We start from the raw sequence: 13916 nt of genomic DNA, 5'->3' as shown, positions 1-13916 counted from the left end.
GAATCACAACACGCTAAAGGCGGCATCCTGAAATGCCGCTTTTTGCTTCTTAACTGCGCAAGGTAAATACCATTCGCAATTCTGAAGTATGGCTCGTAAACTAGCAGTATTAGCGTATTATCCGACGTCAATGAAGGGAGTGATTTTTTGTCAAATAAGTTAACCACGCTCAATCTATATTTAGAGCCAGCGGAAACCCGCCGACTCGCATCGCTTTGTGGCCCATTTGATGACAATATCAAGCAATTAGAGCGCCGTATTGGTGTTGAGATTAGCTATCGTGATAATCATTTTCAGATTGTCGGTACACCGCGTAACTGTTTAACGACTAATAATCTGTTAAAAGATCTCTATATAGAAACTCAGTCAGTCAAAGGCAACACGCCAGATTTAGAGCCTGATGCGGTGCATATTGCTATCCAAGAAGCTATTGCACTGGATATGGAAGCGCCACGCGACGAAAGTGAGTTATATATCAAGACCAAGCGTGGTGTGATAAAGCCGCGCACCCCAAACCAAAGTGACTATGTACGCAACATCGTCAGCCACGATATTACTTTTGGTATTGGTCCTGCGGGTACAGGTAAAACCTACCTTGCGGTCGCGGCAGCTGTTGATGCCTTAGAGCGTCAAGAAGTACGCCGAATTTTACTCACTCGTCCAGCTGTGGAAGCGGGTGAGAAGTTAGGTTTTTTACCGGGGGACTTGAGTCAAAAGGTCGATCCTTATCTGCGCCCACTTTATGATGCACTATTTGAGATGATGGGCTTTGAAAAGGTCGAACGCTTAATTGAGCGCAATGTCATTGAAGTCGCGCCGCTTGCCTATATGCGCGGCCGCACACTCAATGATGCCTTTATCATTCTCGATGAGAGCCAAAATACCACAGTTGAACAGATGAAAATGTTCCTCACTCGTATAGGCTTTAACTCTCGTGCGGTGATCACTGGCGATATCACCCAAATAGACTTACCTAAGCACCAAAAGTCTGGCTTGCGCCATTCTATTGAAGTGCTAGGTGAAGTGGACGAAATTAGCTTTAACTTCTTCCAAGCCAAAGATGTTGTACGCCACCCAGTGGTGGCACGTATTGTTGAAGCTTATGAAGCCTTCGAGTTAAAAGCACAATCGAGTAAAGGCAATAAAGATAGCCAATACCAATTACAGGAAACTGCAAACCATGAGTGACAATCAAGCGGTTATCGATCTTGATGTTCAAGTCGCTGTTGATGGTTTTACACTACCGTCTAACGCCGAGTTGGAACTTTGGGCAAAAACAGCAATCAGAGATACAATGAGTGAGGCTGAATTGACGATTCGTATCGTCGATATTGAAGAAAGCCAAATGCTGAACAATACTTATCGTGGCAAAGACAAACCAACTAATGTGTTGTCTTTTCCCTTTGAAGCACCACCGGGCATTGAACTACCACTCTTAGGTGATTTAGTGATTTGTGCGGCGGTGGTAGAGCAAGAAGCAATTGATCAAAACAAACCCCTAATCGCACATTGGGCACACATGGTTGTACATGGTTGCCTCCATCTGCTAGGGTATGATCATATTGAAGATGTTGAGGCTGAAGAGATGGAGTCATTAGAGACCCAACTAATTGAAAGCCTTGGTTATAACAATCCTTACAAGGAGCAATAATTGGCTCAATTGAGTCGAGAAAACACTATGAGTGACGATATCCCACCGAGTACTAACGCCTCTAAGAAGGGCTGGTTAGAGAAAGTAAGTCAGTTGTTCCAGGGCGAACCTAAAAATCGCGAAGAATTAGTAGACGTAATTCACGACGCAGTAATGCGAGAAGTGATTAGCGTAGACACCCGCGAAATGATTAAAGGTGTTTTAGAAGTATCCGATCTACGAGTACGGGATATTATGATCCCACGCGCACAGATTGTGGCTATCCAAATTAACGATTCTGTAGAAGACGTTTTATCTACAGTGATCAGTTCAGCACACTCCCGTTTTCCAGTAGTCAATGAAGATAAAGATCATATCGAAGGTATTTTACTTGCGAAGGATCTTATTCAGTATGGCTTTAAAAACAATGAGCAGCCATTTGAGTTACGCCAAGTAATTCGGCCTGCAGTCGTTGTTCCTGAAAGTAAGCGTGTTGATGTATTACTTAAAGAATTCCGCTCGCAGCGATACCATATGGCGATTGTCGTCGATGAGTATGGCGGAGTATCAGGCTTAGTGACCATTGAAGATATCCTCGAAGAGATCGTTGGCGAGATCGAAGATGAATTTGACCATGACTCTTCTGAAGAGACAGAGATCAAGCAAATTGCTAATCAGGTATTCATGGTAAAAGCGCTGACCCCTATTGATGATTTCAATGAGGCGTTTGGTACTGACTTTAGCGATGAAGAGTTTGATACCGTCGGCGGTATGGTGTCCCATGCATTTGGTCATTTACCAGAACGTGACGAAAAAGTCATGATCCAAAATATCGAATTTAAAGTTGTTAGCGCCGACACTCGTCGATTGATCCAACTAAGAGTTAAATTCCCAGATAACAATCATAGCAATGATGAGACTGTTGCCTAGCAACTAACTTTGTTATCACGACCCAATGATGAGGCTGTATGCTGAATAAACTTCGGGCATTAGCCCATCATCCGCGTTCGAAAATGGTGCTAGCCTACGCGGCTGGCGCCACTACGGCGCTCTCTTTTGCCCCCTACTCTATCTGGCCACTCTATTTGCTTGCAATGGCCTTTGTTCTCCACCAAAGCGCTAACTTAAACGCAAAGCAAGCTTTTCGCTATTGGCTAAGTTTTGGCTTTGGCTGTTTCTCAATAGGTATTAGCTGGGTCCATGTCAGCATGGACACCTACGGCGGCATGCCACTTATCGCCTCTATCGCCTTAATGGCACTGCTTGCCCTTTACTTAGCACTTTATCCCGCACTGACGGGCTATTTAATGCAAAAGCTTGCGCCGAAGACGTCCCTGTTACGTAACTTACTGGTGTTCCCTACACTCTGGACCATTACCGAATGGGCACGGGGTTGGGTATTAACTGGCTTTCCATGGTTATGGGCGGGTTATAGTCAAACTGAAGGGCCACTTAAGCCTATCGCCTCGATGTTTGGCACCTTAGGGTTAAGCTTTATTGTTGCTATGCTTGCTGGCGCCTTAGCATTATTAACGGTTAAGCGCTGGCGTAGTGCCGCTGTTTTAGTTCCAATACTTGCAGGGCTCAGCTTTATCGCTCCGATGACCTCAGAGGTTGAACCAAACGGCGAAACAATTAAAGTCGCGCTAGTTCAAGGCAATATAGCTCAGAGCATGAAATGGGAGCCTGACGCCCTGTGGCCAACCATGCTCAAATATATGGATTTATCACGCCCAGAATTAGCTGCAGACCTGATAATCTGGCCAGAGGCGGCTATCCCCGCTCCGGAATATATGGTGAAGGACTTCCTCTATAATGCCAACAAGGTCGCTAATTTAAATAATACCGCGATAGTCACAGGTATTATTAGTAACCATGGCGACGCTTTCTATAACTCATTAATCGTATTGGGCAACGCTAGTCATAAACAGCAATCAGAGCCGGATTACCTAGGTGATGGCAATAATGAATTTAAAAAGCATCACTTACTGCCAATTGGTGAATTTGTACCGCTTGAGTCACTGCTTCGCCCACTAGCACCGTTTTTTAACCTGCCGATGTCATCCTTTGCCAGGGGGGATTTTATCCAGCCAAACCTCAATGCGGTTGGCCATCAAATATCACCCGCTATCTGCTATGAAATCGCCTTTCCTGAGCAGCTACGCGCCAACATGAATGATAATACCGATCTATTAATGACCGTCTCAAATGATGCCTGGTTTGGCACTTCAAATGGGCCGCTGCAACATATGGAAATCGCGCAGATGCGCTCGGTAGAGCTTGGACGGCCACTCGTGCGCGCCACCAACAATGGCGTTACTGCGGTCGTCGATGAACAAGGCAATATCACCGAGCAGTTGCCACAATTTGAAGCTGGTGTGTTAGTTGCCGATATAGCATTAATGAAGGGGCACACACTGTTCACCACTATTGGTCAGTGGCCGGTGTTGATATTGAGCTTTTTAAGCATCCTAGTAGTCTTTATTCGAAAGTTTGCTTTAAATCAGAAGTAGCTCTTTTTATGCGGTAGCAATGCTACCGCATAAAAACACCGACTCTATTAAAATTAGCCGTCACAGCATATTTTTTATACCTATGTTTGTGTTGCGACCTCATTTTTGCGATTCACATATAAAAAAGGCTGAAACAGGCTTAATAAGAGAGCCCTAAGGTTCTCCGCTTCATGCCACGGCCTTAAACTATCATGACAGTTAACAACTATTAGGTATTATGATTAATCAAAGTTCTACAACAGAAGCTATCTCAAATCGGATTGAAAAAAGGAAAAATGAGCTTGATATTTCCAATGCTCAAATCGCAAAGGAATGTAACGTTACGGCCAGAACAGTGATTAACTGGACCAGTGGCTCCTCAACCCCTCCAATGACTAAGCTCGTGCCACTTAGTTTTCTCCTCAGAAAACCAATAGGCTGGATTGTTACCGGAACCGAAGATTTACCTCAGTGGCTAAGTATCAGTGTTGGTGAACTGATCGAGTTTCATAAACAGCTCACAAAATACACGCCATCTGAACGTAAGATGCTATTTAACTCAATAAGCACTTTAATAGATAATTTTGATTACATCCTAGAAAGTAGAAAAAATTAATAATACCGCTTCAAAATGAATATTAATTTTCTGAAATGACAAACATTTAAATACTAGATATAAGCCAAAATCGTACTACGCAGCAAGGTGATTCCTGCGCACTTATTGAAAATGTCTCACAACACGTTCATTACCGCGATATTATTAATATATGTGCTTATAAGTAAAGAAGTGACCTTCTGAAGAAGGTCGCTTTGCTATCTGTTGCATATAAGACTCCCTAGAAGGGAGCTTTCCTATCGTGCTTTACCAAGACGCCGTAAATATATCCCTATAGGCCTTTCTTAAAGGCGTGGGCTAAATCACTGATCGCCATGGATTGGCGGGAATGCCAATTAATGTAGGGAACATTTATGGCACTGATTTAGAAGCTTGCACTGCACTTCTAGCAAAGCTTAACTTTATCACTGAGCCTAACGTGGATATGTTTAAATGAACTTATAAGCCCTGTATCGCAGGAATGCTAAGCTCACCTCCATGGACACATTACTTTCAAAACAAGTCGGCGTGCTAATAACCCATTAAACATAGCCTACTCCATAACTTTCATTTGTTTTATTTCAGGCAAAGCCTAATTGATGATAACGGCCCCTACTGAAGTCGATTGTTTAGGGCTGAAAAAAAAATAGCGCCTTATAGGCGCTATTTTTAACAAATGCTTTATTTAATCATATCGGCAACATCTTGCGCAGTTAGGCTAATAAAGCTGATGCCTGAATCTCCCTCATACAAAATCCCCACACCATCATTAGCAAGTTTGATTGCGGCTGAGTAGCCAGCATGACCAGAGGCTAATGTATAAGGGGGGCTATACGTTTTCCCTTCATCAAGGCTACTCCATAATGCTAGGTTGTTTCGACCAGATCCTTTTGGACCAGAAAAAATAAGCTGATTTTGCATATCTCCATCTTTAACGGCACGGTAACGAACTAGCGAGGTATCGACTTTAGTGATATTAATCCCGGTTACTGAATTATCTCTACTCCAGCTAATACCGCCATCACTGCTTCGCAGCCAGATACGAGCACCACTTACCTCATTACCATCATTACGCGCAGAGATCATCAGCTGACCATCTTCTAGCTCAACAATCTCACTTTCTGTTGGCCCTGAAATAGGTGCTAATTCTCCTAACTGCCATGTAGCACCATTATCATCACTGTAAACTGAACCCGTGTAATAACGTATATTAGCATTCGGCTCAGTAGGCTCTATTGGTGCACGAACAATATTAGGGAATATCAAGCGACCATTAAGTGCGGGATCTGCTTGCCACTTTAGCTGAATACCGATTCCGGGACCGGAATTGATGCTATGCCAAGTTGTTTTTTTTGTGTATTGATGAACTATCGCCTCTTCCCATGTTTGACCATTATCGCGGCTGCGACGTGACACTAAGTAATTAGGTGAACTCGGTTTTGCACAGTTACCATTTTGCGCGCAACGATCTTCCCACTGGGTATACATGATGATGATATCACCAGTTTCTTCATCTAAGATTGCGCGAGGGTCTGAGTAATCAAAACCAATCGTCTCATGAAGAACAACGGTTTCCCCCCAGCTAGTTCCATTATCAGTAGAGCGCTTCATCTCCATCTTGATAATGCCGGCAGCCCCAGGATCTGCACTACTTGGTCTACCTTCAATAAAGGCCAGTAACGAGTTATCCTGCGCTTTAATCAATGATGGTATGCGATAATATTTACTGCCATTGACCCCTTCTTGATTGTGCCGAAAAACATCAACTGTGCTAAATTTCCCCGAGACCTCGTTCGCTACAGAAAACAGTGTCTTGCGGAGCTCCATTACACCTGCACCACTTGTTGTCACTTTCCCTAGAAAGACTCCGGTATGGCTACTCGAGCTACCCGTCCAGTTATCAATTAACTTATTATCGAAATAAAAGTCAGTTGTTCGAGTTTTCGCTTGATAACGCATCTCAAACTTATGGTATGCCTCACTCCCAGTCTCTTCGATTAAAGTATGAGTTTGACCTCCCTCAAGGGCAACAATCAGATCTCCGGCACTATTAATACTAAACATAGGCAAGAAACGGGTCCCAGTTGAACCAATGTAGAATGAATGTCTTGAACCTGACACAATCCTTGCGTCCATGACAAATGACCAGTCACTATTAAATACCCTAGCTGCTAGCTCGGAATCAAAACCATTTGATGTTTGCGCTAGGCCACCTTCACCATTAAATTCAGTCGCTGGCTTACCATTGAACGTAGTCTCAGTAATAAAGCCTTCACGGCTTAACTTATGAGTGAAGCCCTGTTCTGCAATGGGGCCTTTTTTCGCATCAAACTCAAATTCAGTTTTCTTATCAGCATTGTGTAAGTCAGAATTAAGACGTTCCCCCCAAATCTCATAGCCCATCGTCGTTAGGTGTAAGCCGTCATACATAATGGATGAGCTAATCGCACCATTTATCATGTCTCCATTTTCAACAAACTCACTGCCATAATCGACAAACTTAACATTGTCATTCGCTTGAGCTAAACGATTCAAGGCCTCATTTATCATGACCACTGTCCACTTAGATGCCTTTTGGGTTGACGGTAATAAGCCATGTAGATGAATACGCGCCTGTGGCTGCAGCTGACGTAAACGTTCAACTACCGCGGTAATACCATCTAGCGTATCGACAACACCGTTACTCTTATAGTTATTGATCCCTATCATCAGGCTGATATCTTCAGGATTATAACCAGCAAAGTTCTCCTCTAAACGCCAAAGCATCCACTGGGTTCTGTCGCCTGAAATACCAAAGTTAGCACTGGTTCTATTTTCAGTATTTTCGCTACCGAAATACTGCTCCCATACAGGGAAGCCGCGCACAATCGAACCACCATTTCGGTCATCGGGAGAGCCCCAAGTCCATAGTTCTGTAATCGAGTCACCAATCGCAATATAGTTTTCACCTATGCTATCGGCATCATTAATCACTTTGTTTCTGGCTGGATAGCCACTCGACGTACGTGTTGCAGGCATTGTGGTGGCTAATACTGGAACACGTTTTGTTAGACTACCGACGTAACCGGCACTATCTGTCACCTTTAACGTAACGTAATAGTTACCCGCTTTACTAAAGGTATGCTCAAACTGCTCACCTTGGCCAAATGTGCCATCAGTTAAGCTCCACTCATAAGTGAGTGCATCACGACCTTCAGCTAGCTTAGTTGCTCTGGCATCGAAGCTAACGCTGCGACTATTTGCATTACTGTTGAGACTACTGCGTAACATAGTGGTGGCAATATTAACTACTGGTGCACTATCAAATACATAATCGGCGACAGGAGCATCTGACAGTCTGGCAATATCATCTGCCGACAGCACTTTGTCAAAGAAGCTCACTCGTTCGATATTTCCTTCGAAACACATGTTACCTTGGCTGTCAGGTTGACCTATATGCAACCGCTCACTGTTGACCGCATCGCTAAAGAAACTCTTAGCCAGAGTATGTGCTTGCTCAACGCCATCAATATAGAGTCGAGTTCCCTGTTGTTGATCGGCAACCCAAACAAGAGCATGCCACTGTCCATCCTGCCATTGACCCGTTGCAATTAAGTTCATCTGCTTGCTGCCCGATTGCATCGCGTTCACCTGTAATGCATTATTCGCGGCATTCAAAGTCACAGATAAATTGCCTTTATTGACATCATTATTGCTAAATGTCAGTAAATTCATGTCCTTTCCATTCGCGTCTGCGCGGAATCGAATATAGACTGAGCCCGTAGACATAGCCCTAATTACAGCTGCATTGTCAGAGATATCGACACCGCTATTGGCTAAGCAACTAAAGTCACTATCACGTGTGTCATATTGCTGTGAAGGAGTATCGATGATAGGTAAGTTAGGCAACTCACCTTCTTCAACGGGAGGCTTAATTGCAGGTATCGCAGGGAACTGCCCATCCTCTGGCCACACAGACTCTCCATCGATAGGCAACGGGACCACTAAGTCCAGCCCATACATCCAGTCTGATCCTTTCACTGCATAGTAAATTTGTGGAATAGTCTCGAAGTTCAAGCTTGCTATCTGCTGTGAGGCTTTTTCAGAAATTCTAATACCATACATGGTTAAGAACTCTCGGAAATCACGCCCAGAAGCGATTGCCATATAGATGGCATTGCGATCATTGTTAGACGCAGCTTTTGCATCGGCTCGACTATATTCACTAAAACCAAGACGATCTCGCATGCTTAGCCATGTAGCTTCTTCCCTAACAGCCCGATTGAAATTAGAGTTCACAATATGCAATCGAGCATAGAAGTTCCAACCATCTTCAACAATGCCATTAGCCTGAGCAGACAGTACCATCTGTGCTTGAACTAATTCATGCTTAGCAATAATCCCTCGTTCTTCAAAATAAGCAATAGGGTCACCGCTTCGATAGGCCTCTTGAACTTGATTAAACTCTGATACCCAAGGCTGACTATGTAATGACGCAACGCGTCCTTTATCCACAATATAACGAGAGCGCGAGTAAAATGAATAAGCGTTGGTTCGGCTATGCGAGCCCCAACCACTAAATCCAAGCATACGTCCTTCGATACCATGGCCGATTTCATGTAAATCACCATGACCTACAATGCTAAAGTCCCACCCTGCATCATAGGGGTTACCCGAGCAGCCAGCTCCACAGGTAGCTTGGTCTGCATTCATATGCTTTACATAGTTATAAGTATCAACCACCCAACCATTCGTATCGGCAAAGTCATGAATCTCACTGACTCGCTCAATGCCATCGCCTTGATAACCAGCTAACAGTAATAAGTAGTTATGTGCATAGGTGTTTGTGTCTTCAGCAATAGTATCGATATCACCATAGTTTAATGTGCCTAAGAACTTACTGAAACGCGAGTGGACTTCAAAGTATGGTGTCGCCATCTCAACCCAATCATACTCAGCAGCAGCAATTTGCTGGTTAAACCGTTCGGTGTCTTCAGGTCCACTCCAATACGGATGTTCACCAATACTTTCAAACTCAAAAGTAATCTCATCACCTGCTGTATTAAACATACTTTGAATTGGACCGCCTATTGCCGAAGTGAAAGTAATCGTCTCACCTGGCACAATTGGTATTTTTTGACTCGTCGCCCATTTGGGCCGAGTATAGCTATTCGCCCCCCACTCTTTTGTCGCACCAGTACGCAGAGTATTAACAAATATTGACGTTATCGTCGGGCTATTATCGGTACGGGTAACTCGAACCGTTTGCCCAGGAATAGCGTAAACTCCCACAGATCCAAAGTTCTTCTTACTCAGCATCGACACTGTTTTATTTATCGGTGTGATATGACTAAAGTCGGTACGGCTAAAGTTACCAAGATCATTGGGAACAGGGTTATAGTCACGCGTAATATAGTGAGTAAAGTCGGCATAATAAGCTTTAAGGTAGTCAGCCGTTGGCGTAATACTTATTCCCATAGGGAAGCTTGCTTCAGTGCGGTAATGATCACCAATCAAAGTTAAAACTTTCTCGACACGCATGCCTGGTAACTTAAACAGATCGATATTCAAACGTTCTAACTGCCGTAAAATAGCACTAATACTATTGGCCGGGTTGAAAAACTCGGTTTGATATTCAGCTATATTTCCGCATCCCTTATCGCAATCAGCGATATCAAAGCTGTATACCCCCGAGCTAAAACCTGTCAATAACTGGTGATATTTTTCAAGCTGCGAAGGCAATGCCCCTATTGTCGCGCTACCATCGAAACCACGAACATTCTCAGTCCCCGTACCGCCACGGTTATCTGCGAGATAACGTACATCAAACAGATTAAATAACTCTTTTCCTAGTTCAGTTTGACCACCGTCGTAATGTAAGTAAAGTACAGGGATACCGCTTGCTGCCGCTTGCTTAACGACACGTGTAACTTCCTCTTCATAACCTGGATAACGCGGCTTTTGAGAGATAATGAGTAGATCAGGCTTTTCAGCAAGGCAGGCTGCAAGCGCGGTATCATCACACACATTTTCAGCGTTATAGCTTAATTGCTCACCATAGTTATCATCTAACCATTTACGAGTCGCAGGATCATCGCGGAACCAACCTTCATTTGCCATTTCAGCAATAACAACATTGCCTAAGGTGCTTTCATCTTTACCCGTAAGCCACTTAATAGTGTTACGCATAAATTGATGCATCTCTTCACTGACTAAACCGTAGCCTGAATACCAGACTCTAAACGGGTGAGCGCCCATGACTAATGAGCGTCCAGTTTCATTATCGGCCATTACCGCAAATGCACTACCTTTGGTCGATAGCAAGGTGTCACCGTTAACACCAAACGTGCTACTAATTCTAGCCGCGTCATGGTGCGCATCCCAATCAATAGACGTTAGGCTAGTGCCATCTTCTTTTGCTGTACCATCTTCATTAAGATTAAATAGCTGGCGTTTAATATCATCATACTTGAAACGTTCTGACTCAAACTCTTCCAATAATGTATCGATAAAGATATTCGGATCATCAACCAGCATTGCATTACCAGTTCTGATCGCTTCTTCAACAAGATTATTTTGGGTAGGATCCGTTGTAGCTGAAACTGTTTCAGGCTCTGATTGCTTACCTTTGGCATCAAGGGCTATCACCTCGTAGCGATAATTGGTTTCAGCGGTGACATCGCTATCAATGTAGTGCGTTACACCGCTATCAAGTGTCGCCACTTGCTGACCATCACGTTTAACGATATATCCAGCAGCATTATGATTATCGGTCCAATTAAGCGTCACATTTTCATGGCTCAACTCACTAATATTAAGCCCTGTCACGGCATTAACTGGCAGTGAGTCTGTCGTCGCAGAAACCGTAGCAGGCTCTGATTGCTGACCTTTGGCATCAAGGGCTATCACCTCGTAGCGGTAATTGGTTTCAGCGGTGACATCGCTATCACTGTAGTGCGTTACACCGCTATCAAGTGTCGCCACTTGCTGACCATCACGTTTAACTATATATCCAGCAGCATTATGATTATCGCTCCAATTAAGCGTCACATTTTCATGGCTCAACTCACTAACATTAAGCCCTGTGACGGCATTAACTGGCAGTGAGTCTGTCGTCGCAGAAACCGTAGCAGGCTCTGATTGCTGACCTTTACCATCAAGGGCTATCACCTCGTAGCGGTAATTGGTTTCTGCGGTGACATCGCTATCAATGTAGTGCGTTACACCGCTATCAAGTGTCGCCACTTGCTGACCATCACGTTTAACGATATACCCAGCAGCATTATGATTATCGGTCCAATTAAGCGTCACATTTTCATGGCTCAACTCACTAACATTAAGCCCTGTCACGGCATTAACTGGCAGTGAGTCTGTCATCGCAGAAATCGTTGCAGGCTCTGATTGCTTACCTTTGGCATCAAGGGCGATCACCTCGTAGCGGTAATTGGTTTCTGCGGTAACATCGCTATCACTGTAGTGCGTTACGCCGCTACCAAGTGTCGCCACTTGCTGACCATCACGTTTAACGATATGTCCAGCAGCATTATGATTATCGGTCCAATTAAGCGTCACATTTTCATGGCTCAACTCACTAATATTAAGTCCTGTCACTGCATTAACTGGCAGTGAGTCAGTTGCTGCTGATAATGTTACAGGCGGCCCTTCTCTACCGTCCGGACCAAATGCAATAATTTCGTATTGATAACTAGTATCGGCTTCAGCTCCTGAGTCTATGTACCAAGAAGTGCTCACGCCTACGATGGCAATTTGCTTACCATCACGCTTGATAAAATATCCCGTAGCATTCTTTGAAGGAGTCCAGCCGAACTTGATACTGCTAGCTGTCGTTTCAATAATGTATGGGTCTTTAGCTGAAATAATCCCCGAAGAGCTTGTTGTAATTGAGCTAGCAGCTATGGTGTATTTCCCTTTAGGTGTCCAAGCTATCACCTCATAATGATAAGTGGTGCCTTCCTCTACTCTTGGGTCATAAAACCAATCCGTTGTGGTACCGGCTGTCGCTTTTTTTACCCCATCTCGCATGACAATGTAAGCAAAAGCCTCATCATCGAGTTCCCAACTAAACCTTATGCTCTCTTCAGTGATTTTTACCACTTCTAAAGCGGCATAAACGCTCAAATTTATAGATGTTGTACTTTCATCTTTAGCATAAACAGACTGACTACAAGATAAAAGAAGCAGTGCTCCCGCGGCGCTAATTTTCTTCATTAGTTACCTTCACATTCAATTTTATTTTTTCGTTTTATTATAACAGTTTTGTTTTTCGCTATATAAAACCCGTCACTTAATAAACGTTAACTAGCCATGTAAAAACAATTTCTTTCTATACACTTAGTAATTTCGGCGTGTCATAAATATGACGGCAAACGAAACAACATAAATCTATAACATTGCAAGCCTCAAACGCAGGCATAACAAAGAAAACAAAAAGAGTTCATAAACACGCAACACCGACTTGTTACATCAAAACAAAATAACATTCATCACAACTGAAAATAACTACGCAAAAACCAGAGTATAAATCGAATTTATTTTCCACCAGCTAACATCAATAACAAACCGATTAGTACTAACCAATAAAATAATAAGTTTTAAACACTAAAGTAACTAGCATTGATAAGGGTCATTTTTTTGACACAATATATTACTACTTAGATAGAAAGATAATGAAAAACATAGACATTTCACACCAAAATAGAATCAAATATAAAGATTTAAAACTGGATTAATATTCACCCAAGGTTATCCACTTCATGCAACCACCTTAAATATCATGACCGTTAACAAGCATTAGGTACGATGATTAATCAAAGTTACACCATAAAAGCTATTTAAAAGTGAATCGAATAGAGAAAAATCAACTCGAATACAACAATACTCAACTAGACGAAGAGTGTGATGTCATAGCTAGAACCGTTAAAAAATTGGGCTACAAAGGGATCACCCTTCAATTAAAAAACTCTTTCCCCTTAGTTTTTTATTAAGAAAAATCGATTAGCAGGATTGTTACCGGAACCGAAGATTTATCTCATTGGCTAAGTATCTGTGTTGGTGAAATGATTGAGTTTAATAAGCAGCTAGCGAAGGTCCACCCGACCGAAAGATACTATTCACTCAATAGAAACTTTAATGAATAATTTTGACTACATACTACAACGTAGAAGCGGTAAGATAGACATTATCTTACCGCTTCTAAACT

6 protein-coding genes are annotated in these 13916 nt (G+C 43.1%); 5 read left to right on the top strand and 1 reads right to left on the bottom strand.

From position 1 onward, the window contains the following. Positions 1-147: 147 nt before the first annotated feature. The 5 genes from ACVBIL_RS16040 (at position 148) to ACVBIL_RS16020 (ending at position 4738) form a co-directional block, all read left to right on the top strand. Positions 148-1188 (top strand): PhoH family protein, encoded by a 1041-nt coding sequence (locus ACVBIL_RS16040; RefSeq protein ID WP_447167963.1) that lies wholly within the window; start codon positions 148-150, stop codon positions 1186-1188. After that, positions 1181-1651 carry an rRNA maturation RNase YbeY gene (gene ybeY, locus ACVBIL_RS16035; RefSeq protein ID WP_447167962.1) on the top strand — a complete coding sequence of 157 codons (471 nt, stop codon included), beginning with the start codon at positions 1181-1183 and terminating at the stop codon, positions 1649-1651. The genes ACVBIL_RS16040 and ybeY overlap by 8 nt, the downstream gene beginning before the upstream one ends. Positions 1652-1678: 27 nt before the next feature. Further along, the gene (corC, locus tag ACVBIL_RS16030; protein WP_447167978.1) at positions 1679-2560 is read left to right on the top strand and encodes a CNNM family magnesium/cobalt transport protein CorC; all 882 of its coding nucleotides are present in this window, start codon (positions 1679-1681) and stop codon (positions 2558-2560) included. Between the two features lie 38 nt (positions 2561-2598). Then, complete coding sequence (gene lnt / locus ACVBIL_RS16025) at positions 2599-4143, top strand: apolipoprotein N-acyltransferase (protein WP_447167961.1); 1545 nt, start codon at positions 2599-2601, stop codon at positions 4141-4143. Positions 4144-4360: 217 nt separating this feature from the next. Then, on the top strand, positions 4361-4738 hold the full coding sequence (locus ACVBIL_RS16020) for a helix-turn-helix domain-containing protein (protein WP_447164548.1): 378 nt from the start codon (positions 4361-4363) through the stop codon (positions 4736-4738). Positions 4739-5398: 660 nt separating this feature from the next. On the opposite strand, the gene ACVBIL_RS16015 is transcribed toward ACVBIL_RS16020, so the two are convergent. After that, complete coding sequence (locus ACVBIL_RS16015; RefSeq protein WP_447167960.1) at positions 5399-12925, bottom strand: ImpA family metalloprotease; 7527 nt, start codon at positions 12923-12925, stop codon at positions 5399-5401. Positions 12926-13916: the final 991 nt, after the last annotated feature.

Source organism: Shewanella sp. 125m-7, from assembly GCF_052977045.1.
This window is presented reverse-complemented; position numbering and strand designations above follow the sequence as displayed.